This window comes from Streptomyces bullii, assembly GCF_042657145.1.
GTDB classification, from domain to species: Bacteria; Actinomycetota; Actinomycetes; order Streptomycetales; family Streptomycetaceae; genus Streptomyces; species Streptomyces bullii.
Genome location: NZ_JBHSNY010000011.1, coordinates 301,537 through 324,202 on the forward strand (window position 1 = coordinate 301,537; position 22,666 = coordinate 324,202).

Genomic DNA, 22,666 nt, shown 5'->3' on the forward strand with positions numbered 1-22,666 from the left:
GGGCACCGTACGTCACGGTGAGAAAGGACCTGCCAATCACTCCAGGTCCCGTTCTGTCCGCTGCGGGGTGCCCTGGCCAATCTTCATGTCCGCCCCCAGCCGGGCGATGACGCTCGATTCGACATAGGGGTGTTGGCCTTGGTGATAGTCGTCTCGTAGCTGCATTCGTTCGTACCAGTGCCACACAACCAGCTCAAGACTGTGCTCCACGAGGAAGTTCTGCAGGAAGGTCTTCTTCACCAGAAGCGCCCGGCTTTCATCCCCGGGTTCCTCGTAGTGGGTGAACATGGGCGCGCCCGCAGTATCGAGCCAGCCCGGACCTCGCATATCGAAGGTCAATTCCGCGGCCTGTTGGATGAAGGTCGCAGGCAGAAGAACACTGGCGGTATCGCCAATGGAGCAGTCGAGAATGCTGCCTTCCCAGGTGTACTCCTCGATGGTGGGTACGACCTCGATCTCTTTGCCGCCGAACGATACCCAGCGAAGGGTGTCGTGCCGGTGCGGGCAGTTCGGTCCGATACGGCCCACTTCGCCGACATAGCAGCAGTCTGTATGGCCATGTGAGTCGAGGAGGTCACGGGTGTCGTGGCGTGATTCGTCTCGCAGGGCCTTCAGGAGGGCTTCGGCATCATCCGCCTTGACGAGCAGTGTGTGGATAGTGCTCTTCTCCTGCAGGCCACGCCATCCCTTATCGGCCATCGGATCGACCTTGTGCACGAAGCTCTCGAGTGCCACCCAGTCGTGGCCTTCTCGGTCACGAAGGAACAGGGAGTCGGCGACGGTCGGCTCGGAGGCGGTATCGGCCACGAACCGTCTGATATCTCCGCGGTATCGGCTGAAGTCGAGGAGGGCTGGTGGCCACTCTTCGAGGCTGATCAGCGGCGGGCTCCACGCCGTTACGCCGTTGCCGCCTTCTTCGTTGAAGGCGTGGTAGTCGATCGGAGGCAGGCTGGGATCGATCTCGCGGTCGCCGATGATCTGGTGCAAGCCCTCATAGGGCTCGCTATCTCCGAAGTGCCGCGATGCCTGGTAGTTGTCCGCAACCCGTGCCAACAGCTCGTGGTAGGCCATCCACTGGTACTTCTTGCCCCAGCGTTCGGCCTTGTGTCCTTCTCTCCCACCGCGCCCACGGCCGATGCGTCGGTCTTCGTCTCCGAAGAGCTTGGGTATCCAGCCAAGACTGAGTGTGCGGCGGAAGATCCAGCGGCACGCAATGTCTGCCGGGTAGTCGTGGTCCACCGGCTGGGGATACACAAACGAGGCGTCCCAGAGCTTTCGCTGCTCTTCGCTCAGCGGATCCTCGGCACGGCGCAGAAGGGACTTGAGTCGGCTCAGTGCTTGCTCTTCAGGGTTACGCAACTTGTTGGCCAGTGTCACCTTCTGTTCTTCACTGAGCGACGCGACGAACTTCTCCCAGCGACTCTTGATGAACCGCGGCTCCCGGGGCTTCCGTTCGGGATACATCCGCCCGAGACGGTAGCGCGAGAAGTGATGAATGCCAGGCTGGACAACGTAGCGGGCGAAATCACCCATGCCCATCAGTGAGAGATAGATCGACAAATAGCTCTCGTCAGCCGACTGCCCCTCGCGCCCACCGTACTTGGCCTTGATCGTCGCTTCCGTCGGTGGCGGACCAGGCACCGCCAGCCCGTATGGGCGCCGGGACGTATCAAGCGCCGATGCGGGTAGCAGGTGCTGCGCTACGGCCCATCGGACGACGCCGCGGGCAGCGTCGAGAAGCAGCTCGTCCGGTCGGACGGGTGGAGTGAAGACCAGGTTGTGAACCAGCTCCGCGAGAGATTCTGCCTGATCAGCTTGTTGAGGAGAGCTGCGCAGGAGTGCACCATAGGCGATCGCGACTACACGTTGGACCACGTAAGGATCGTCGACCGCCCAGAAACGCTCGACGAGTGCGCGCATGACGTCGAGATGCCCACGCAGCAGGTGCACCAGGGCTTTGGTGGTCCAGTCCCGCATGAATCGGTTCGGAGAAGACAGGAGCCAGCACAGGGGGATGCAGGCGAGCTCGACTACCTTGGGGTCGTAGGCGGGATAGGGTCCCGCTGCCGCCCAGCGGGCGAGTCGGGCTGCCGTTCCCGAGGCGTCGGACAGCGCTTGATACATCGCGATACCGAAGTCGCTGTCGCGCTCGGGCATCTTTCGGTGAAGGAGATACCGGTGCAGTCCCTCGCCGTTGAGTCGGTTGTCGGGCTGCGGTGCGAGGGCGAAGAGCACCTCGTAGAGGTCCGAACGACGCAGATAGCGCTGGGCCTCATTTAGCAGGTCAATCGTCCGCTGAGTGATTGCTTCCGAGGCACGGTACGGCAGGGTCTCCACAAGTACCTCATAGAGCCGGCGGGCGCGCCGGTGCCGGTTCCAGGCGTCCCTGTCTTCGTGTCCGTCCGGCGCCTCGGTCATGCTGATACTCAGGAAGTCCAGCAGCTCCACACCGTAGACCTCGGGGAACAGGATGGTCGCTGCCTCGTGGATCCCCCAGCTGCTCTCCTCCGTCAGCCACTGTCTGACCGCTTCGTCGTTCAGCGGGTCGTCGGACAGCGCAAGGCGACGTCTCAGGAGCAGGAAGTCAGCGAAGGCCTGGAAGACGATCCGAACGCCTTCCCCAGACCTTCCGCTGCCCAGGTGGAGGCGCTCGCGTGTGAGCACTCCCTCCTCCTGCAGAAGGCCCATGAGCCTGACAGCGTCAATTCTGGGGTCTTCGAGCGACGAGCTGAGTGTTTCATGGGCGCTGGCGGCGCTCATGCTCTCGCGGCCAAGCCGGGACAACTCGTCAAGGAGAGCGTTCAGCGCATGGCGGACATGAGTCTGTGCCGCCTCTAGTTCGTAGCTTGAGGTTGCGTCGGGGCGGAGGCGGCGAGCTACGGTGCGGATCTTTGCGCCGAGGTAGCGCTCGAAGATGGCGACGCGGCCCTGGTGGCCGGTTGGAAGCGAGCGGGTGTCGGCCTCGGAGAGACTTTCGCAGTACAGGCGGAGGAAGAGCGGCAGCGTGAACTCGGGCGTCAGGAGTGGGATTTTGGGGGCTTCGAGACCATAGTGATCGAAGTAGCGCTGTGTCGCCTCGACTTCCCGCTCGGCGAATCCCGGATGTGTGCGGTGGACGTAGTGTTTGTCCTCGGTGCCCTCCAGCACGAGATCGCGGTAGGTGTCACGGCAGGAGACGACGAGGGCGACGTGCGGATGCCGGGCAACGGCAGCCCGCAGCCTCGGGAGGTGCGTTCGCCAGAAGTTTGCTGGTGTCGTCTCGTTGAGCGCATCGATGAAGATCAAGAAGCGGCTACCAGACGTCGCGGCAGCTTCGCCGGCGGCATCCATGGCGCTCAGGAGCACATCGCCGCCGACCGGCTCCAGGCCTAGTTGGTCCGCGACGCTCGCCCAGAGGTCGCCCCTGCCGAACTGCGCACCGGCCAGGAACACTGCGGGCCGATCAGCGAGCAGAGCACGGTGGGTGGCGTCAAGGAGCAGGTGTGTCTTGCCCGACCCTGCCTTCCCTGTCAGAAAGTAGGTGCGCCGCCGGAAGGCTCGGCCGACCGAAGACTCAAGCCACGAGTGCAGTTCGTTGATCGCTTTGTCCAGCACACCGACGCCGTAACCTTCGGCGCGTTCCGGAGGATTCTGGTTCCGCTTGGGGTCGTCGCTCGGCAGCTCTCGCCACTCGGCCTTCGCACGTCGCTCGTAGTCCCTGGCAGCTTCAATGGCTTCAGCAGTGGCCGACAGCTGATCTGTGAGGTGCAGGAGGGTAGTTGGAGGATCCCCAGCTTGTGCTGCGATGGCGCTCGCGGTCGACTTCAGGGCTGCTGCCGCGTCATGGATGGCTTGATAGGCGAAGGCGCCAGGGGCGTCCTCATCCTTGACCAGGACGTGTAGATCGTTTACGGCGGTGATGACGTCGCGGCGCAGACGATTGAAATGAGTGAGGACCGCCTGGTCGAAGCCGAGCGCGATGAGGTCTTCCTGGATGGGAATGTCGACCTGCAGGTCGGGCCGGTACTTCTCGCCGGCAGCGTCGGCCTGCTCCTGGTACCGCTGCTCCAGCCAGTCGCGCCCGAGCACGACGTGATGCCACCAGAACCAGCGCCGACCCCGGTGCTCCGGCTTGGACAGCTCGTCCAGCAGGTCGCTCTCCTGCACCAGCTCGAACTGAATCCTGTCGGCACCGGAGATCGTTTCCTTCCAGGTTGCGACCTTTGCCTCGTACTTCTGTCGCTGAGACTTGCGCTCCCCGCCGCGCGTTCCGGTGGCAAGGTTCCAGGAGATCGCGAACGTCAGCTTGCGGAGTTCCGGTCGCTCCTTGGCTACGCGCTTCACCGAATCGGTCATGGCCGTCAGTAGCGGATCGATGCCCTCAACGTGCTTGGCCTGCCAGCCCCACTCCGTGCCGTCCTGCAGCGTGGCGTACCACTCCACGCCGCCGTCAGGGTTGCCGGTTCGGATGGCCTGAGTACCTGTTGGCACGCGGTTCTTGAGCAGTTGATACGACAGCTCTTCGAATGCCCGACTCTGTTCGCCGTTCCAGGCACGTAGCGTCCTGAAGCTCAATCCGTCTCCACCCCTCGTGGCCCCTTCCGGCTTGTAGACCCAGATGCGATCGCCCTTACTCCCGTCGGGGCGGATGCCAAGTCACGGGACTGGCGGAGCAGGTGAGGAGCCATGGTAGACCCGGCGCTGGTTGCAGCCGCTCGGCTTCGCCACTGAGCCATGACCACATGTCTGGCCTCAAGTACACAGGGGGCCAGCCCGATCGCCAGGCGATCTTTGCACCGGAAGCAGAGGCGCGCATCATGCACGGAATATTTTGAGGCATGTTTCTGCGTATACTGCGTTGAGTTGTATGGTGCTGCACGCTGGAGAGCCTGATCGCGGGAGGTGGGTGTCGTCGTGGATGACATCGTCGACTTGGTGGCGCAGCCCGCCATGTTGACACTCGCCCGTGAGTCGCGTGGCTGGACGCAGGCTGACCTGGCACGGGAGATGACGGGCCGCGCGGCCAACGAAACGGTGTCGCAGGGGTATGTCAGCCGAGCCGAAGCCGGTCGCCTGGCAGTGAGGGGCGAGCGACTCGCCCTGTTCGCCGCAGCTCTCAGGTACACGCCCCAGATGCTATGCCGCACCACTGACAACGGCGGGGTTGGCGTCGGGCTCGTTCACCACCGCAAGCGCGCCTCCATGGGCGCGCAGGCACTGCGACGCGTTCACGCGACTCTGGCAGTTACACGCCTCCAGGTGGAAGCCCTGACGGCCGCGAGCCACGACGACGAAAAACATACGTTCAGGCACATCGCGGTCGACGACTTTGATACGCCGGCCGATGCCGCGGAGACGCTGCGGTTGGAGTGGGGGCTCCCCTCTGGACCCGTCCCGAATGTGGTAGAGGTGCTCGAAGCCGCCGGCGCACTGCTCGTGACCCGCGATCTCCAAACTCGTGAGCTGGATGCCGTGAGCCAGTGGCCGCACGGTGAACGCCCGCTCGTTCTGCTCAACTCAACTGCCCCTGCGGACCGTTATCGTTTCAGCCTGGCGCACGAACTCGGGCACATCGTGATGCACACTGAGCCTGGGGACGGACGATTGCAGGAACAGCAAGCCGATGAATTCGCAGCCGAGTTCCTCATGCCGCACGAGAGCATCGTGGCCGAGCTCCGGCCGCGTCTGGACTTGCCGCGGTTGATGGAACTGAAGCGTCGGTGGAGGGTCTCGATGGCAGCACTCGCCCGCCGAGCCAAGTCACTTGGCGTCCTCACCGAGTGGCAGTACCGCTCGCTCACGGTGGAGATGTCCGCCCTGGGCTACCGAACCACCGAACCCGTCACCATCGGGTTCGAGAACCCGCGCCACCTTGCCGAGGTCGTGACCCGACTGAGGCGACAGCACCACCTCGACCTGTCCCAGGCAGCCCACCTGGCCGGCCTGGAACTCGAGGAGTTCACCGAGATCTACTCGTGTCCTTCCTCCACCCCCGGTGGCCCCACGGCCACCGGATTCACCAACAGGTAGGTGACATGGCAAACTCGCCGTTCCCCGGCCGCACCCCCGCCCTGCGGGTCCTCGATGCGTCGGTACCGGCCACACCCCTGCTGCAGGGACGTGTACTGCTGCATGAGAACGCCCGCTTCGTACCGCAGATGCGGACTCCGCTCGACGATGACCTCGGTGGCGTCGTCACGACCGGGGAGAAGGCGGGTGAACGCGCCTACCAGCTCCGGACCTCCGGCTACACAGGCGCCCTGCTGATCGACACCGCGGCCTACAAGACACACACGGCGACAGCCGATGAACCCTTTCTGCTGGACGGCAACGAGCTGTTCGACACCGTCGACACCTCGCTTCAGCTGCAGAAGGCCCGCGGTGCCAGCGCCGCTCTCACACCTACTGGTTACATCCCTCCGGGAGCCTCCAGGGCGCTCAAGGCAGTCATGCGCCAGTCCGAACGCATCGAGCGGGCAGACACAATCGTCAACCTCCCGATCGACATCGCCTGGCTCACCGACGAATTCCTCAGCCAGCTGATCGCCGTCTGCAAACGCATCCCCCATCCGAAGGCCCTGACGCTTTTCCGGCAGTTCGATCCCATGGAGCAGGCCAAGAGCGTGCCCGCCAATCTGCGCCGCGTCGTAGCCGAGCTGCCTGACGTCGCCCTGCTGCGGACCGATCTGGCCGCGCTGGACGCACTCGCGCACGGTGGACTGTTCGCCGGTATCGGTGCCGACAGCGCCAGTCGGCACAGCATTCCGCCTGGCGAGCGGGCGTTGTTCAACCCCAACGGCGGTGGACCCCAATATCCGTCAGTGCTGATGCCGAGCCTGATGTGCTTCAAGGGCGCTCAGTCCCTGGCCCGCCTGTACGCCAATCACCCACCGGCAACGTGCAGCTGCGACGTCTGTGACGGTCGCGGCCTGGACCGATTCAACGATCCGGGCGGCGAGGCGCGACGCGAGTCGGAAGACCACAACATCAGCACTTGGAGCACCTGGGTCATCGAGATCGCCAGCCGGAAGCCCGGAGTGGAGCGCAAATCGTGGTGGCGCGACAAGTGTGCCGCAGCCATCGCGCACTACGCCCTGGAAAACCAGCGTCTGGGGCTGTCCGCAAATTCGAAGGCGGGCTTTGCAGTCCCTGACCCGCTGGAGGCCTGGGCAACGCTGCCGATCACACCCTGAGGCGGCTCACCGAGCCGAGAGCTGCTTATACGCCTCCTCCACGAACCTCCAGCCGGCCACAGTGTGCCGACGCCGAACGAAGGGGCGAGGCGGGACAACGACCTCGACGTCATTGCTGATCGCTACGAGTAGCCCAATGCCGTAGAACTCTGCCTCCATCACGGCGTCATCTCGACGCCGCAAGGGCCGGTCGATCAAGACAGCCCGCGCGCAGAAAGGTGTGAACCATTCGGCTTTTTCCTTAGCGGAGGCCCAGCCCTTACCGGGGACAACGGCCAGATCGACTCGGATGGGATGGGTTGCTTCGCGAACGACGACGTTGTCACGACGGGCAACCGTTCCCACGGGCATCCGCCGCAGGACACGCTGCTCCCTGTCGCTCAGCGAAGTCACCGGAACAGGCTCGCCCAAGGGAAGGTTCATCAGCAGGTCCAGTGCCCGAGGATTGGTGAGCTCCCGCGTGCCGACGCGAGCACGTCGCTCGATCTCGTCCCCGTTTTCGCTGTACGCAACTACGGCATCGATACCGAACATGTTCAACACGCCGATATCCGCACCCCGAGGGAACAAAGTGCCAGGCGCCGCCGCACCGGAGATCGCTTCCGCCGGACCCCGCGCCGCCACAGCCATGTTGCTACCTCTACCCTCGCCTCAAGGAGGCTCGCCCTTCACAGACGACCGCCTACTTACCTACCGGTAGGAAACCTTTCACGGAATGGGCTGAACGCGCCAGCACCGCCAGCCGCGGCTGCCGCACCCATGACGACCACGCTGCCTGCCAGGCACAACTGAGGCACTACGTCCCGGGTCACGGGCACAAGCCTCTGTCTTCAGGTCAGGCTAGTGCTGTCATGCCTGCCCCGCCGACGGAGTGACAGCGATGACCCTAGTGCGAGCCCTCAGCGGTCCACAACGGTCGTCTTGCCATGCAATCCAAACGTTTCCCGATCTTGATCGATCATACGAATGCTCGCTCAAGGCGTTCAAGGCTGGGGCACTGATACGAAGATCCCGCTCTAGCGCAGGCTGATGTCGTGGACAGACCAGCCGCGGGCCGTGATCGCCTTGATGTGCGGTTCGGCTCTTGTGCGGTGCGCGGCGAAGGCGAGCAGGTGGGTGGGGCGGGTGGCGCCGACGAAGACGAGTTGCGCCGCGCGCTGGATCGTGATCAGGGCTTTGGAGGGGTCCTGCTGTCGGCTTAGGAGTCCGAGTACCTCGTGTACGTCGTACTTCTTGCCGCTGCGTTCCAGGCATTCGAGGATGAGTGTGGCCGCGTGGGTTTCGCCTTTGGCGCTCTGGATCGATCCCGCAATCGACGCCACCACGCCCTGGTCCGCATCAGCCGGCGCATCGGGCACGGGTGCTGGCTGGGTGACGTACGGGATGTGAGCAAGGGGATCGGCGAGACGGGCGACACCCTTCAAGGGGCTCTGGGTCAGGTCCTGCAGCAGCCGCAGAAGCCGGGCGGTGTGAACTGCCCATTCAGCGCGGCTGTCGAGTGGGCTTGTCAGCAGGTCGTGCAGGAGCAGGCGTGCTCGGCCTCCGGCTGTCGCCGGGTTTCGGTCCAGTCGTCTCAGCGGGGGCAGGGCGCCGGAACTGGCGAGTCGGACCACGTCACGGATGGCGTTCCACAGGAGCGTGACGGCTGTGTGGTTGTCGCCGGATCGCCGGAGTGCCTGGGCGGTGCGGGTAGCCGTGATGAGACTGCCGGTTGCCTGGACGGGCGTGCTGGTGAAGCCGGGTACGTAGCAGGCGACGGATTGCGGATAGGCGTTGGCGCCTCGCGGCGTGAGGCGGGCGCCCAGGACGCGGGGCGGGTTGTCCAGCAGCAGCTGGCGGGGGACTGTGGCCGTTGCCATCCGTTCGAAGGCCGGTACGACCTCGGCGACGGTGTCGTCGTCGAAGAGTAGGAGGGCGACGGTTCCGTCGTGGCCGGCGCCGTCGATGTGTTGGCGGCGGTGGACCGTGAGGTCGCTCGCGAGTGCTGCGATCTTGCTGCCGAACCTGCGGCTGACGGGGAGTTGGGCGGCGTGGGGCAGGGGGAACGATGAGGGCTGTGCGGCATCCGGTCCGTCGGCGAAGATGCGCTGGTTGACGTCACCGACTCGCTGGACGACCGTGCTCGGGGAGCCGAAGACCTTGTCGAGCAGGCGTTGTTGGAGGTCGCTGGTGTCCTGCATTTCGTCCAGGAGGACGAAGGGGAAGCGGTGGGCGGCGGCCAGCGCGAGCTGGGGGTGATGGAAGAGGTGGTGCTCGGCGATGGCGAACATGTCGTGGTAGCGGAGGACGCCTCGCTCGCGGAGCGTTTCTTTGAGCGCGGCGAATTGTTTGCCGCTGTCGCTGGATGCTTTGAAGGGAGGGGTGCCGTCAGGTCCTGTCGCGATCAGGTCTCCGGCGTCGCACACGTAGCGGGCCTCGGCGACGAGTGCGGGGCCGTTCGTGCGGTGCCCGAGTGCGGTGTTGAGTTTCCGGAACTGGGGGTGGCGTTCGGGCAGCCGGAGGGCTTCGTTCGCGTAGGCCTGGTCGTCTACGGTCTGGACTTCAGTGCCCTGGGACCGCAGGGCGGGCAGAGCCAAGAAGGTGTTCGTGAAGGCCTGGATCGTGCCGATGAAGTGCGGGTAGTGCAGTAGACGGCGTCCCGCCGGTGTGACGGCAAGGCGGTGGGTGATCTCGTCCTTGGCCGTGTTGGTGTGCGACAGGACGCAGATGCCGCGCGTGGGCGAGGCCCATCCCTGACCCAGCAGGGCGAGCTTGAGCCCGATCAGGCTGGTCTTGCCCGAGCCGGGCGCGGCTTGGAGATCCAGGGATTCCGCGCTCTGGATGAAGTCCCACTGTTCCTGGTGCGGCAGTTCGAGGCCGAGCTGCTGAGCGAGGGCTTCGACCTTGTCCTTGATGAAGACGTCGGGGGCGTAGAGGGGTGTCATCGCTCAGACCTCGCTGCACAGGTACGTGAAGGCGGCTACGAGGTACGGCGGCAGATCGTCGTCGGTCACGGGGGTGGTCTGCAGCAGCCGGGCGGCGTGCTGGGCGGCGATCGGCTTGCTGGCCCGGCCCATGCGCAGGGGTTCGTAGATGTCCAAGGCCGCCTTTTCCAGGGGTACTTCGTTCTCGCGCCACGTCTTGACCTGTTCCTGGGCGGAGCGGTCCAGGGCGGCGAGCTTGTCCGCGGTGGGCCAGGTGGTCTTGGAGGCGACGGCGGCACGGATGGCCTGGTGCATGAGGGTCGCCATGGTCCAGGAGGCGGCGGCCAGGTCGTACTCCAGGGTCCAGTGGTCGGAGACGAAGGTGCGTACGTGGCCGCTGTCTCCTTCCTTCAGCCCGGCGACGTGATCGTCAATCTGCTGCTTGGTCATCTCCGCCGAGCACTTGAGCTCCTTGCGCATCTCTGCCGAGGTACCGGCGGGCACCAGATCCCGGTCACGGATACAGGCCACCGCGACCGGGATCTGTTCGCCCTCGCGTTGGAAGATCCGGCTGTAGCGGAAGAGACCGACGCCGCCGACGTTGACAACGCTGACGCCGCATTCACTGAAGGACCGGCCGACCGCCTGTGCGAGGGCGGGCAGGACGATGGCTTCGGCGTCGCCCTCGACGATGGCCACGCTGCGGGCGAAGAACAGGTTGGCCTTGGTCACGTCGAGGAAGCGGGTGAGGAAGGCGTAGTCACCCTCGTCGAGCTTGGTCAGTCCTGGGGCCAGGCGGAAGGTGGATCCGCGGGCGACGAGGGTGAGGTGTTCGACCGGGATGGCCGAGGCCAGGTTGGGGCTGTGAGTGGTGAGGATGACCTGGACCGGCGGCGTCCCGGCCGTCTTGGCGGCCTCTGCGCGCTCCCTCAGGAGGTCCATGATGCGGGTCTGCAGCTGCGGGTGGAGGTGGGCTTCGGGTTCCTCGATCAGCAGCAGCGGTGCGAAGTCGCTGTTGCCGAGCAGAAGCAGTTCGGCTGCCATGAACAGGGCGTTGTTGTAGCCCAGTCCGTGTCTGGTCCACTCCCCCGTCCCCGCGAACAGGGTGAGTTCCAGTCGTTCCAGGGCGCGGGCGAGGGTGGCGTCGCCGGCAACGCCGATCTCTCCGCGCAGGACGTCGGAGCCGATGGAGAACTTCTGCAGGTAGCGGGTGTTGATGTCGTCCCGGGCCGCGGCCACCGCCGCGTTGTCGCTGATGTGGCGTTCCGCGCGGCGCAGGATGCCGACCAGGGTGGTGGCGCTGTCGCTCTCCTCGTCGAAGTCGTCCTCACCCTGGGCGCGCATGGCCGGGTAGCCGGCGAGGATTTGCGACAGCCGCGATCCCCGGCCGGAGCGCAGTTCGGCCTCGGCGTCCCTCAAGGGGCGCAGGTAGGTGACCTTCAGTAGTTCGCGTGCGGCGCCGTCCAGGGCGGGTCCCTGCCCGTCGCGGCCGGTGCGTGTGGTCACCGAGACCCGGTGGGGACGCAGCGGGTCCATCAGCTCCGCTTTGACGGTGACGTAGAGGGCGACGTTGCCGTCATCGTCGGTGGTGAGCAGTTCCAGGAAGACCCCTTGTTCCTCCGTCGTCAGGGCCTTGAAACCGCACGTGATCTTGAAGGTGCCTGCACGGCCGGCCGATCCGACGTGGAAGTCGTCACGGGTGATCCGATAGAAGTCAGCTGCCGTGGTCAGCAGGCACAGGCGGATCGCGTCGATGACGGCCGTCTTGCCACTGTCGTTCTCACCGACAAGGACGTTCGTGGCGGGGCCGAACTCCAGATTCAGGCTGGAGTCCGGGGCGCCGTCCTTCTGTGGTGCCGAACCGAAGATCCGGAAATTCTCTACGTACAGACAAGCCAAGTACAACGACGCCCCCGAGAGCCTGAGGCCCGCGCCCTCGACGACACAGGCGACCGCAACCGCCAAGTGCCCCCACACATCAGCAGTTCTGACGCATCATACGATTAACCCCGGCACTTGCGCCCCAAGAACGAAATACATCCCCACTACTGGAAATGGGCACGCCAAATCCCGTCGGCAGCCTCCAGCGTCAGGGCACGCCAGTCAGGTCCCCCTGCCGCGGCCGGCAGAGGGATCGAAGGGGAGCGACCACGGCCGACACCGCAACAGGCCGTCCATGCATGGCAGTACAGCAAGGGCTGAGCACATCGTCGGGTTCCTGTACTCCACACGCACCGACCTCAGGACGAACCGCGAGACAGCGAGGACAGGCCACGACCCCAGCACCGCCTGACGAAATTATGATTCTCGGATTGTTACCACGAACCATCAGGGGCAGATTTACCGGATTCTTCCTGGGCGATGTGATTGACGAGTTCCCCCGGTTCCACATCGAGTCCTGCAGCGACGTCCAGGAGCGTAAGAACGCTGGGGCTGCGCTGTCCGTGCTCGATATAGATGAGGCCACGGAAGCTCAGCCCGCTGCGTTCTGCGAGTTCTTCCAGGCTGTATCCCCGCTCCTCTCTGAGGCGACGGATTTGCATACCCAGGGACAGGAGTCGCGGGTCCGGTGACGGGTCACGTGCTGGCACACGGTGACTCGACCGTCACACCTTTGCGTGCACCATGAACAGCTATGCATAACTACTGGTAGTAGCGGACAGCCTCGCCCTGGCGGACAGCGACAAGGCCGCCGCGCACGTCGCCAGGCCAGGGCGAAAAGGTCGGCGACGGGTCCAGCACCCAGCTCAGTTTCGCGGGCAGGACACATGAGCAAGCCAATCGAGCCGTTCGATCGCTGGCACAAGAGATATCCAAAACCAGAACGCGGTGACGTACCGTGCCGATGCGGCACGCCACAGCAGCCTCTGTACCCGTCTGCGGACCACGGCCGCGGCCATCGCTGGCAGGCCCGGTACACCGACCGCTCAGGAAAAGAGAAGCGACCGGCCTTCGCCACCTGGCAGGAAGCCCGTAACCGCCTGGACAAGGTGCTCACGGAATCCGAAAGGCAGACGGCGAGAGACAACAATCCGGGCAGCCTGCAGGTCGAATACTTCGCGACCGAGATGATGAACAGGAGACGCAAGCGGCCTTCGTCGACTACCTCCTCGACAAGCAAGGCATCGACTCGGCCTGCACCGTCGTCCAGATCTTCAAGACCTGGCGCATCCTCGTGCATTACATGCTGGACGAGGATGTCCCGCTCCCTCCCAACATCGTGGCCCGGATCGAACTCCCTGACGTCACACCACGCGTCAAGGTCGCTTTGTCACCCGGACAGGTCGCGGCAGTCGCAGCGGCCATGCGGAGGGTGGCGCCGCGCTATGAGGTCCTGGTCTGGCTCGGAGCCTGCGCCGGACTGCGCCAGGGCGAGGCCTTCGGACTGAAGCAAAACCAGGTGGCCTGGATGCACGACCTGCTTCACATCGAAGAACAACGGCAGCGCGGCAAGGCGGTACGTCTCAAGACCAAGGCCAGCTACGCCACCTTGCCCGTGGATCACTTCCTGATCGAGCAGCTGACACGGCACAGGTCACGATTCTCCGAGCCAGAGCCCGTCTCGCCAGCCGCTCAGCGCCGTCGTCGGGCACGGGGCTACGTCGAGCCGCCGGACGAGGGCCTGATCGTCACGAACCGTTTCGGCCGCCCTGTACTTCACACAGATTTCCATCAGAAGTGGCGACGGGCAGTGAAGCAAGCAGGACTTCCGGAACGAACCCGCTTCCACGACCTCAAACACTTCTACACCACCACGCTCGGCGGCTCCGGCAAGCACGACGCGAAGACCGTGCAAGCACTCTCCCGGCATGCCAAATTCTCTGAGACCTGGGATACCTACGCCCACCCACCCCTCGCTGTGGAGGAGGTCACGGTCACCGTGTTCGGGACCGCGTTCTCACACATCGACACACCGGCGGGCGCACTGCGGAATGGGCAACCGTTGTTGCTCGGGCGTCCGACGTGTCCTGAAGCCGCAGACCGACGGGAAGGTCGGCTCGCGTAAGCGCTGTCCGGGCGATGGCTCAGCGGCTCCGTTTCCGGCGGTACAAGCAGGGCGGTCGATCCGACGACCGGTACCGCCAGGCCATCACCGCGGCCGGCTCTGGCTGTGCGGCTGCCCTGGACGTCGAGCGCTATCTCGCCGCCCTGAGCGACATCGACACCGCGGCGAACCGGCCGTAGCCGCCGTCTGACGCCCGGAGACACATCATGGCTCTCAAGAACGTCACCGACGACTCCTTCGAGCAGGACGTCCTCGCCAGCGAAAAGCCGGTCCTGGTGGACTTCTGGGCTGCCTGGTGCGGCCCCTGCCGACAGCTCGCCCCCTCGCTGGAGGCGATCGCCGCCGAGCACGGCGACAAGATCAACATCGTCAAGCTCAACATCGCCAAGAACCCGGCCCTGCCCTGGCCGTACGCCACCATCCTGGCTCAACGGGACGCTCCTGGACCGGTGCAACTCCTGTGTCCAACAGACCGGCGACGACGAGCGGTTCGTCGCCGTGCTTGTCCTGAGTGTTGGTGGGATACCGAGGCGCAGGAAGTCAACTGGGGTAATTCCGTGACCAGTCGGTGAAGACAGTATCGTCACCATACGGCCGCTGGTCTCCGGCGTTCTGCTCGGTCTCGCCAGCCCGGCTGCCGAGCCCACGGTTGTGGGGTGCTTCGTGTTCCCGGGCGGCGCAACGCCGCGACCTCCTCGGCCTCTCTCCCACCGGACTGCCCCATGCCCCTGTGCCTTCAGCAGGGCCTTCAGTCCATGCGGATGATTCCCCTGCCCAGGGCGGCGGTGACGGCGGCGGTCCGGTCGCGGACGTCGAGCTTGGCGTAGATGTGCAGCAGATGGGTCTTGACGGTGGCCTCCGACAGGCGCAGGGCGCGGGCGATCTGTTTGTTGCTCTGCCCCCGGGCCACGGCGGACAGGACTTCGAGCTCCCTGCCGGACAAGCCGGCGCCCCGGTCGCCGCGCATATGGGCGAGGACCTTGGCAGCCACGGTGGGCGACAGTGCCGCGCCTCCCCGAGCCGCGGTCCGAACGGCCTCGCAGAGCTCGTGTCGTCCGGTGTCCTTGAGCAGGTAGCCGACTGCGCCGGCGTCGACGGCGGCAGTGATGTCGGCGTCCGTGTCGTAGGTGGTCAGAACGAGTACCCGCACCTCGGGGTAGGCGGCACGGATGGCGGCGGTCGCGGTCGTGCCGTCCATGCCGGGCATCTGCAGGTCCATCAGCACGACGTCGGGTGCGAGTGAGGCTGTCTGGCGCAGTGCCTCGGCGCCGGTGGCGGCTTCGCCGACGACCGTGAAATCGGGCTGGGTGGAGAGCATGGCGGCAAGCCCGTCACGGACCACGGGGTGGTCGTCGGCGAGGAGGACTCGGATCGTGGGACCGGTCGAAGTCCTCATGAGGCCGGGGCCATCCGCTCGGTGCCCGACACGGCTGAGGGGTCGGAGGCGGAAGGCTCGACCGGGAGTGGCACCGTGACGGCGACGGTCGTGCCCTCGCCCGGGGCGCTTTCGACCGCGAACGTGCCGTGCAAGGCGGCGATGCGCTCCCGCATGGTGGTCAGGCCGACGCCCGGATGCCGGGCAATGGGTGCGAAACCGGTGCCGTCGTCCTGGATGTCGATCGCCAGGACGTCGCCAAGGTACGACAGCGTGACCGAGACACTCATCGCGCGAGCGTGCCGCCGGGCGTTGGTCAGTGCCTCCTGCACGACCCGCAGCAACTCGCCCTCAGTACTGGGAGGCAGGGCGGCCGGGCGGCCGGTCACGACCGTGTAGGCCTCGGTGCCGGTCTCCTCCGCGAGCCGGGCGGTGAGTTCACGGACCGCCTCTGCCAGGTGCGTGCGGTCCAGTGGCGCCGGGCGGAGGGCGTGCACGAGGCGGCGGCTCTCGGCGAGGTTGTCCCGGGCCGTGCGCATGGCCTGCTCGACGCGGCGAGCCGCAGGGGAATCGGGTGGCAGGTCGTCGCGTGCGGCGTCCAGCAGCATGGCGATGGAGGCGAACCCCTGGGTGAGCGTGTCGTGGACCTCGCGGGCCAGGCGCTGGCGTTCGGCCAGGGTGCCCGCCTGGCGTTCCGCTGCCGCGCGTTCGGCCTGGGTGGCAGTGAGCTCGTCGAGGAGCCGCTGCCGCTTGTGACTCTCGTGATCGAGGGTCGCGACGTAGCAGGTGATCGTGACCGCCACGGCGGTGCCAAGTACGCATCCCGTGAGCGCCCGCACGTCGACGGAGCCGTCCGTGGTCAGGCTCTGCCACGACCAGCCGGCGCCCAGCACCAGCATCCCGCCGGCCGACCACCAGGCCCGCCGCAGCCAGTACGGGCTCAGCACCGCCACGGCGACCGGGAGGAACGCGGGGTCCACCGTGGCCATGACCGCCCACCCGGACAGGGCCCCGACGAGGTAGGGCAGCGGCGGGCGGTCGGCGCCACCGCGCAGCGCGATCCAGTACGCATACCAAAGGGCGAGCCCCACTGCCGGGCCGATCCGCGACAGCGCGGCGCCGGTCGTCATATCCGCCCCGGCCAGCGCACCCGGCATGGACAAGGCGAGCACGGTGACGAAGAAGGCGTGCTGCCCCATAGCCTTCCACCGCTCCCACTCCCACGCCTGTCGCAGTGCCATGGCCCTCAGAGTAGGCGCAGCCGCGTAGCGGGAGAATCAGCCGGCCAGTGGGGGCGGGTCCACCGATCGGTGGATGCAGGGCGCGTCGATCGGTCGATGTGCGGGAGGGGCGCGGGCGGCGACGATCGGCCCCGCAGCCGACAGTCTGCTGCCCCACCGCCCCTTGTGAGGAACCACCAGTGCTCCTGGCCTTCATTCCCAGCCCGTCCATCGGCGAGGTCCACCTGGGCCCACTCCCACTGCGCGGCTACTCACTGATGCTGATCCTCGGAATCGCCGCCGCGGTGTGGCTGGGCGGCCGTCGCTGGGCCGCTCGCGGCGGAGAGAAGCCCGTCGTGGCGGACATCGCCCTGTGGGCGGTTCCATTCGGTGTCGTCGGTGCCCGCCTCTACCACGTGATCACGTCCGGCGAGCTGTACTTCGGCAAGGGCGGCGATCCGGTCAAGGCCCTTTTCATCTGGGACGGAGGCATCGGTATATGGGGCGCCATCGCCGGTGGGGCCGTCGGAGCCTGGATCGGCTGCCGCCGCAAGGGCGTTGCCCTGTCCGCGTTCGCCGACGCCGTCGCTCCCGGCATCGCACTGGGGCAGGCCATCGGCCGCTGGGGCAACTGGTTCAACCAGGAGCTCTACGGGCGGGCCACCACTCTCCCCTGGGCCCTGGAGATCGACCCCGCACACCGGCCTGAGGCCACCCCGAACCTGGCCACGTATCACCCGGCGTTCCTGTACGAGTCGTTGTGGTGTCTCGGCGTGGTCGCCCTGGTCCTGTGGGCGGATCGCCGTTTCCGTCTCGACCGGGGGCGGGCGTTCGCGCTGTACGCCGCCGCGTACAGCGCAGGTCGCTTCTGGATCGAGTACCTGCGGGTGGACGAGGCCCACCACATCCTCGGCCTGCGCCTGAACGACTGGACCGCGCTGCTGGTTATCGCCGTCGCCGTCTACTACCTCGTGGCTACGACACGGCGCGCAGCCGGCAGGCGTGACGGCGTCGACGTCGGCCGTTCCTTTCAACAAGTGAATGCCCCCAGTAGCCCCAAGAACTGACCAATGTCCCTCGCATCTGTTTGGAGTTGCCATGTCCCGTGTCTCTGAGACGCTCCCCTCCCGTCGGGGTCCGATCATGGTGGCGGGAGGTGTGTTCGTCGCCTTCCTGCTGTCCTCGCTGGTGAACGCGTTGATCGCCGTACTGGCGCACGCGCTCGGTGCACCGGAGGACTTCGGCCCGTTGGAGCCGTCGTCGTACGTCTTTTCGACCGCGCTGGGAGTGCTGGGAGGGTCCGTCGGGTGGGCCCTCGTCCGCAGGTTCTCCCCCGATCCCGAACGGCTGCTCCACCGGATCGTCCCGTCGGTCGTCGTGTTGTCCTTCGTGCCGGACTTTTTCCTGTTCGGCGAGGGCGAGGTGACCGGTGTGGTGGCGCTGCTCCTGATGCACGTCGCGGTCGCGGTGATCGCAGTGCCGACGTACTACAGGGTCATGCCACTGAGCTCGGTTCGGTGACCAGGCGCCAGTCCGGCACCTGGGCCCCGCTGGTCGCGCTCACGCGCTCCGTGAACTCGGGAACCCGTACGTCCGTAACCTCCGGCCGGCGCCTTGTTGCGAGGTGCGTCTGCCGCCTGCCGGTGCGCTCAACATTCGATGGCAGCAACGGGTCCAGGCCGCTCCCGGACGTGATGGCCGGGTACGACGCCAGGGGCGGCTCGCCTGCTATCGCGTTTGACCTGGAACACGCAGTGTCGCTTGTCCCGGCGTCCACCTGACGCCAACTCAGTTCCCTCATCGCCTTGTTGCCACTATCCCCCTGGAGTCCACCATGCCCGCCCTGCTGGACCCCGTCCTCGACCTGCTGATGCTGCGCGGCACCGTCACGGCCACCGAGCCGGTCGCCGCGCGTATGCGCCGGCTACGCATCGAGGGCGACTCGCTCGCCGGGCTGAGGGTGCGGCCCGGCCAGCAGGTGCGGGTGCTGGTGGGCAGCGGGCTGACCCGGCGCACGTACTCGGTGTGGCGCTACGAACCCGCGGGCCTTGTCGAGCTGTGCGTGCTGGATCATCCGGGCGCGGGGCCCGGTGGGGACGGACCGCCGAGGTGGGAGACCAGGTGCGGCTGAGCAAGCCGGAGGGATCCTTCGTGCTGCGCCCCGACGCCACCAACCATTTCTTCGCCGGGGACGAGACCGCGGCCATCGCCTTCGGGGCGATGCTGGCCGCGCTCCCTGAGAACGCGCGGGTCTCGGGCTGCGTGGAGACGGCGACGGAGGCCGACCGGCTGCCGCTGGACCACGGCGACCGCCTGGACTGGCTGGTCAGGGGCGATACACCGCTGCCTGCTGCCGTACGACGGCTCGCGCCCCCGCCCGGCGGCATCGCCTGTCGCAGGGGAAGCACGGACGGTGCAAGCGGTGAAACAGGTGCTCGTGCGGGAGGCAGGCTGGGACCGGCGATCGGTCCTCACCATCGACAGGAGCTTGAGCCGGGCCGGGCTTCACGCCCGCGCTGTCAGAGCCTGTTCGGGGAAGGCGGTGCCGGTCAGTTCCTCGGAGACGGTCCACAGGCGTCGGGCGGTGGTCGGGTCGCTGGCTGCCTTCGAGCGGCCGACCAGGGTCGGGGCTCCCCGGAACTCGCCGAAGCCGTCGGGACCGACGTAGCTGGCGCCGGGCAGGTCCTCGACGGCGGCATACAGGGTGGGCAGCGCGCCGGCCTGGGTCTCCTGCGCGAGCAACCATTGGGCCAACCGGCTGCCGACACGCATGAGGACGCGGGAGTCTTGCATGCTGTGCCTGCTGAGGTTGCTTTTGGCCGCGCCGGGATGTGCGGCCAGGGCGCACACAGGTGAGCCCGCTTCGGTGAGCCTGCGGTGGAGTTCCAAGGTGAACAGCAGGTTGGCCAGCTTGGACTGGCTGTACGCCTTCATGGGGGCGTACTCGCCGGTCAGGTTGCGGTTGTCGAAGTGGATCCGCGGGCTGCCCGGCGCCTTGTGCGCGCCGGAGGAGACGGTCACCACTCGGTCGGTGATGTGCGGCAGCAGCAGGTTGGTCAAGGCGAAGTGCCCCAGGTGATTGGTGCCGAACTGCATCTCGAAGCCGTCCTTGGTCAGGGTGGGCTTCGGGATGTTCATGACGCCGGCATTGTTGATGAGCACGTCCAGATCGCCGTGCCAGCCGGCGGCGAACTCGCGCACGGAGGCGAGGTCGGCCAGGTCGAGCCGGCGCACCTCCACGCTCCCTGGCACGGTAGCGGCCGCGGCCTCGCCGCGCTTCACGTCCCGCGCGGTGAGGACCACATGGGCACCCGCGCCGGCCAGTGCTTCGACGGTGGCGAGGCCGAGCCCGCTGTTGGCACCGGTGACGACGACGGTGCGGCCGGTCTGGTCGGGGATGTCGGTGATTTTCCATTTGCTGGATGCAGTAGCCATGGCCGCTAAAGTAGACGCCATCTACATTGCTGTCAATGTCTACAATGTAGACGGCGGCCACTCGCCTTGTACTATGGCTGCCATGCAGACTCGTCGTCGCCCTTACCACCACGGAGACCTCCGCGCCGCGCTGTTGATCAGGGCCGAGGAGACCCTGCGGGACAAAGGGCCGACCGCGCTGTCGCTGCGTGAGCTCGCCCGCGACCTGGGCGTCAGCCATGGGGCGCCGAACCGCCACTTCCCGGACAAGCAGGCGCTGCTGGACGCGCTGGCGTTGATCGGCTTCGAGCGGCTTATCGAGATCAGCACGGCGGCTCAGGAGCGGGCCGGTGAGTCGTTCGCCGAGCAGTTGGACGCCTTGGCCCGCGCCTTCGTGGACTTCGCCCTGACCAACGCCGCGCTGCTCGACCTGATGTACTCCGTCAAGCACGCGCCCGAGGCGTCGGAGGCACTGCGCGCGGCCGAGCAGCGCTTTGGTCAGCAGGTCGTCGACATGATCGGCGAGGGCCAGCGCCGAGGCGAGGTGCGGGAAGGACCGTGGCAGCGCCTGGCCCTGCCGGTCTTCACCACCCTGCGCGGCTATGCCGGGCTGGCAGCCAACGGCACGCTGCCGACCGAGACCGCCGAACACGGTCTGGACGACGTGATCGCGTACATCCTGCGAGGATGCGCGCCTGACTAGGAGTACTGCAGGGACCGGGACTGGTCAGTCCCAGGAGAATCAGCCGTCGATCGGGCGGAGAGTGTCGTCCACGCAGCTCGTCACCAGCCACTGCTCGACGGCGGTGATGTGAACAGTCGCGGCAGAGACCGCGAGCAGCGCGTCGCGTGCCTGGAGCGCGCGGAGGATCGCCTCGTGATCCTGGTGGGCGCTGTCCAGCGCATCACGGGTGCGGCTGCCGCGGACGATGCGTACCCGCTGAGTACGGGTGGAGAGCACCTCCAGGAGCATGGAGAGAACCGGGTTGCCGACGGCTTCGACGATGCGCAGGTGGAAGGCTATGTCGTGGGCGACGAAGTCCTCGACGGTTGCGGCCGAACGGCACCGGTCGAGGATGTCGCGGAGTTCCTGGAGGTCGTGCGGTTGCAGCATGGCAGCGGCCAGTCCGGTCGCCTGGGGCTCGAGCAACCTGCGCACCTGGAGCAACTGCAGCGCGGCACGCCCCTGGGACACATCCGCTGCGAAGGACAGCGTTTCGAGGAGAAGGTGGGGCTCCAGGCTGGAGACGTAGGTGCCGTCGCCCTGTCGGCTGACCAGGATTCGCATGGCGGTCAGGGCCCGCACGGCTTCGCGCAGCGAATTCCGGGAGAGCCCGAGCTGGGCGGCGAGGATCTCCTCCTTGGGAAGGCGGGAGCCGGGGGCGAGTTCGCCGGCGACGATCATCGCCTTGATCTTGTCCATCGCCTCGTCCGTCAGTGCCACTGGGATGCCTCTCTGTGGGGGGGTAGGGGCCGTCGCGCTCCGCCCGGTCCTCGTCCGGGCGGAGCGCGAAGCCACCGGGAGTCGGCCTCTACTCCTGCTTCTCGCCGGAGGCAAAGCGGGAGATGATCAGGGCGACGATGATGATCGCGCCGTTGAGGAACTGGTTCCACAGGGGCGGTACACCCGCCAGTGTCATCACGTTGACGACGAGCTGAAGGGTGAGCACACCGGTGAGGGCGCCGAAGACGGAGCCCTTGCCGCCGTTGAGGCTGACCCCGCCGATGACGGTCGCGGCGAAGACCTGGAAGATCCAGCCGCTGCCCTGTGTGGCGGAGATGGAGCCGTAGTGCCCGCTGTAGAGGATGCCGGCGAACGCGGCGAGCAGGCTGCCGATGATCAGCACCACCCAGACGATTCGGTCGACGCGGATGCCTGCGGTGCGGGCGGCCTCCGCGTTGCCTCCGATCGCGTACAGCGCGCGGCCGTGCCGCAGCCACGCCAGCGCGCTGCCGCCCACCGCGAACAGCAGCGCGCAGATCCAGATGGCGGCCGGGACGCCCAGCCAGGAGGCTTTGCCCAGGTACGTGAACGAGGACGGCAGCTCCACGATGGACTGCCCCTCGGACAGAGCCACCTGGAGGCCACGCAGCATGGTCAGGGCGCCAAGCGTGACGATGAAGCCGTTGAGGCGCAGTTTCAGGATCAGGAAGCCGTTGACGGCCCCGATCGCCGCGCCGACCAGGAGGCAGAGCGGGACCGCCGCCCATTCGGGAAACAGCCCGAGGCCCGTGAACCGCCCACCGCTGGAAGGCAGCACGAGCCACACGGCGATGACCGGAGCCACACCGATGGTGGACTCCAGGGACAGGTCCATCCGGCCGCAGATGAGGATGAGCGCCGTGGCGAGGACGAGCAGGCTCAGCTCGGTGGACTGCTGCAGCACGCCGATGAGGTTGTCGGCGGTGAGGAAGGCCGGCGAGACGATGAACCCGATCAGCATCAGGACGAGGATGGCGGGGACCAGGGACAGGTCGCGGAAGCGGCCGAGGTCGACCCGGCGGCGGGCGGTGTCCGCGGTGGCCGGCTCCGCCGCGCTCGCTGCGGGCTCGGTGAGATCTGTGGTGGCGGACAT

Annotated in this window: 17 protein-coding genes and 2 pseudogenes; 9 read left to right on the forward strand and 10 right to left on the reverse strand. The window is 66.6% G+C overall.

Going from position 1 to position 22,666, the window contains the following annotated elements; translation table 11 throughout:
- Positions 1–36: 36 nt before the first annotated feature.
- Positions 37–4,554: an NACHT domain-containing protein gene (locus tag ACFPZJ_RS30495; RefSeq protein WP_381028280.1), complete on the reverse strand. Its 4,518-nt coding sequence runs from the start codon at positions 4,552–4,554 to the stop codon at positions 37–39.
- 339 nt (positions 4,555–4,893) lie between these two features.
- On the opposite strand from ACFPZJ_RS30495, the gene ACFPZJ_RS30500 reads away from it, so the two are divergent.
- Both ACFPZJ_RS30500 and ACFPZJ_RS30505 read left to right on the forward strand, forming a co-directional pair.
- On the forward strand, positions 4,894–6,009 hold the full coding sequence (locus tag ACFPZJ_RS30500) for an ImmA/IrrE family metallo-endopeptidase (RefSeq protein ID WP_381028283.1): 1,116 nt from the start codon (positions 4,894–4,896) through the stop codon (positions 6,007–6,009).
- Between the two features lie 5 nt (positions 6,010–6,014).
- Positions 6,015–7,172 carry a hypothetical protein gene (locus ACFPZJ_RS30505; protein WP_381028284.1) on the forward strand — a complete coding sequence of 386 codons (1,158 nt, stop codon included), beginning with the start codon at positions 6,015–6,017 and terminating at the stop codon, positions 7,170–7,172.
- 6 nt (positions 7,173–7,178) lie between these two features.
- Here the strand turns inward: ACFPZJ_RS30505 and ACFPZJ_RS30510 are convergent, their stop codons facing one another.
- The 4 genes from ACFPZJ_RS30510 to ACFPZJ_RS30525 form a co-directional block, all read right to left on the reverse strand.
- Positions 7,179–7,802 carry a hypothetical protein gene (locus tag ACFPZJ_RS30510; protein WP_381028287.1) on the reverse strand — a complete coding sequence of 208 codons (624 nt, stop codon included), beginning with the start codon at positions 7,800–7,802 and terminating at the stop codon, positions 7,179–7,181.
- Positions 7,803–8,188: 386 nt separating this feature from the next.
- Entirely contained in the window at positions 8,189–10,096 is a 1,908-nt protein-coding gene (locus ACFPZJ_RS30515; protein ID WP_381028289.1) for a UvrD-helicase domain-containing protein, read from the reverse strand.
- 3 nt (positions 10,097–10,099) lie between these two features.
- Complete coding sequence (locus ACFPZJ_RS30520; RefSeq protein ID WP_381028291.1) at positions 10,100–12,040, reverse strand: ATP-dependent nuclease; 1,941 nt, start codon at positions 12,038–12,040, stop codon at positions 10,100–10,102.
- A gap of 350 nt (positions 12,041–12,390) precedes the next feature.
- Positions 12,391–12,618, reverse strand: coding sequence for a helix-turn-helix domain-containing protein (locus ACFPZJ_RS30525; protein ID WP_381028294.1), 228 nt, complete (start codon positions 12,616–12,618; stop codon positions 12,391–12,393).
- A 641-nt stretch (positions 12,619–13,259) separates the two neighbouring features.
- On the opposite strand from ACFPZJ_RS30525, the gene ACFPZJ_RS30530 reads away from it, so the two are divergent.
- The 3 genes and pseudogenes from ACFPZJ_RS30530 to ACFPZJ_RS30540 all read left to right on the forward strand — a co-directional run bounded on the left by ACFPZJ_RS30530 (position 13,260) and on the right by ACFPZJ_RS30540 (position 14,653).
- The gene (locus ACFPZJ_RS30530; protein WP_381028297.1) at positions 13,260–14,081 is read left to right on the forward strand and encodes a tyrosine-type recombinase/integrase; all 822 of its coding nucleotides are present in this window, start codon (positions 13,260–13,262) and stop codon (positions 14,079–14,081) included.
- Between the two features lie 62 nt (positions 14,082–14,143).
- Positions 14,144–14,260, forward strand: a pseudogene (locus tag ACFPZJ_RS30535) (thioredoxin-disulfide reductase); the annotation flags it as partial.
- Between the two features lie 27 nt (positions 14,261–14,287).
- Positions 14,288–14,653 carry a thioredoxin family protein gene (locus tag ACFPZJ_RS30540; RefSeq protein ID WP_381028300.1) on the forward strand — a complete coding sequence of 122 codons (366 nt, stop codon included), beginning with the start codon at positions 14,288–14,290 and terminating at the stop codon, positions 14,651–14,653.
- Between the two features lie 176 nt (positions 14,654–14,829).
- Here the strand turns inward: ACFPZJ_RS30540 and ACFPZJ_RS30545 are convergent, their stop codons facing one another.
- Together ACFPZJ_RS30545 and ACFPZJ_RS30550 are read right to left on the reverse strand one after the other, a co-directional pair.
- A complete protein-coding gene (locus tag ACFPZJ_RS30545) occupies positions 14,830–15,477 on the reverse strand; it encodes a response regulator (protein ID WP_381028303.1) in 648 nt (215 codons plus the stop codon).
- A complete protein-coding gene (locus ACFPZJ_RS30550; RefSeq protein ID WP_215153591.1) occupies positions 15,474–16,697 on the reverse strand; it encodes a sensor histidine kinase in 1,224 nt (407 codons plus the stop codon). Before ACFPZJ_RS30550 ends, ACFPZJ_RS30545 begins: the two co-directional genes overlap by 4 nt.
- A gap of 179 nt (positions 16,698–16,876) precedes the next feature.
- On the opposite strand from ACFPZJ_RS30550, the gene lgt reads away from it, so the two are divergent.
- The 3 genes and pseudogenes from lgt to ACFPZJ_RS30565 form a co-directional block, all read left to right on the forward strand.
- Entirely contained in the window at positions 16,877–17,743 is an 867-nt protein-coding gene (gene lgt / locus ACFPZJ_RS30555; protein WP_215153590.1) for a prolipoprotein diacylglyceryl transferase, read from the forward strand.
- A gap of 31 nt (positions 17,744–17,774) precedes the next feature.
- On the forward strand, positions 17,775–18,197 hold the full coding sequence (locus ACFPZJ_RS30560) for a DUF6069 family protein (protein ID WP_215153589.1): 423 nt from the start codon (positions 17,775–17,777) through the stop codon (positions 18,195–18,197).
- A 313-nt stretch (positions 18,198–18,510) separates the two neighbouring features.
- Positions 18,511–19,152, forward strand: a pseudogene (locus ACFPZJ_RS30565) (siderophore-interacting protein); the annotation flags it as partial.
- Positions 19,153–19,181: 29 nt separating this feature from the next.
- Here ACFPZJ_RS30565 and ACFPZJ_RS30570 read toward each other — a convergent pair.
- Complete coding sequence (locus ACFPZJ_RS30570) at positions 19,182–20,111, reverse strand: oxidoreductase (RefSeq protein ID WP_215153588.1); 930 nt, start codon at positions 20,109–20,111, stop codon at positions 19,182–19,184.
- Positions 20,112–20,193: 82 nt separating this feature from the next.
- Here ACFPZJ_RS30570 and ACFPZJ_RS30575 point away from each other — a divergent pair, with 82 nt between their 5' ends.
- On the forward strand, positions 20,194–20,793 hold the full coding sequence (locus tag ACFPZJ_RS30575) for a TetR/AcrR family transcriptional regulator (protein WP_215153587.1): 600 nt from the start codon (positions 20,194–20,196) through the stop codon (positions 20,791–20,793).
- A 39-nt stretch (positions 20,794–20,832) separates the two neighbouring features.
- Here the strand turns inward: ACFPZJ_RS30575 and ACFPZJ_RS30580 are convergent, their stop codons facing one another.
- Both ACFPZJ_RS30580 and ACFPZJ_RS30585 read right to left on the reverse strand, forming a co-directional pair.
- Entirely contained in the window at positions 20,833–21,534 is a 702-nt protein-coding gene (locus ACFPZJ_RS30580; RefSeq protein WP_215153586.1) for a FadR/GntR family transcriptional regulator, read from the reverse strand.
- A gap of 88 nt (positions 21,535–21,622) precedes the next feature.
- Positions 21,623–22,666 carry an ABC transporter permease gene (locus tag ACFPZJ_RS30585; RefSeq protein ID WP_215153585.1) on the reverse strand — a complete coding sequence of 348 codons (1,044 nt, stop codon included), beginning with the start codon at positions 22,664–22,666 and terminating at the stop codon, positions 21,623–21,625.

Bases quoted from the DNA above. Each gene is read 5' to 3' on its own strand.
- ACFPZJ_RS30545 (WP_381028303.1), bottom strand. From the start codon at position 15,477: ATGAGGACTTCGACCGGTCCCACGATCCGAGTCCTCCTCGCCGACGAC.
- ACFPZJ_RS30540 (WP_381028300.1), top strand. From the start codon at position 14,288: ATGGCTCTCAAGAACGTCACCGACGACTCCTTCGAGCAGGACGTCCTC.
- ACFPZJ_RS30570 (WP_215153588.1), bottom strand. From the start codon at position 20,111: ATGGCTACTGCATCCAGCAAATGGAAAATCACCGACATCCCCGACCAG.
- ACFPZJ_RS30550 (WP_215153591.1), bottom strand. From the start codon at position 16,697: ATGGCACTGCGACAGGCGTGGGAGTGGGAGCGGTGGAAGGCTATGGGG.
- ACFPZJ_RS30575 (WP_215153587.1), top strand. From the start codon at position 20,194: ATGCAGACTCGTCGTCGCCCTTACCACCACGGAGACCTCCGCGCCGCG.
- ACFPZJ_RS30560 (WP_215153589.1), top strand. From the start codon at position 17,775: ATGTCCCGTGTCTCTGAGACGCTCCCCTCCCGTCGGGGTCCGATCATG.
- ACFPZJ_RS30510 (WP_381028287.1), bottom strand. From the start codon at position 7,802: ATGGCTGTGGCGGCGCGGGGTCCGGCGGAAGCGATCTCCGGTGCGGCG.
- ACFPZJ_RS30525 (WP_381028294.1), bottom strand. From the start codon at position 12,618: ATGCAAATCCGTCGCCTCAGAGAGGAGCGGGGATACAGCCTGGAAGAA.
- ACFPZJ_RS30515 (WP_381028289.1), bottom strand. From the start codon at position 10,096: ATGACACCCCTCTACGCCCCCGACGTCTTCATCAAGGACAAGGTCGAA.
- ACFPZJ_RS30530 (WP_381028297.1), top strand. From the start codon at position 13,260: ATGCTGGACGAGGATGTCCCGCTCCCTCCCAACATCGTGGCCCGGATC.
- ACFPZJ_RS30505 (WP_381028284.1), top strand. From the start codon at position 6,015: ATGGCAAACTCGCCGTTCCCCGGCCGCACCCCCGCCCTGCGGGTCCTC.
- ACFPZJ_RS30585 (WP_215153585.1), bottom strand. From the start codon at position 22,666: ATGTCCGCCACCACAGATCTCACCGAGCCCGCAGCGAGCGCGGCGGAG.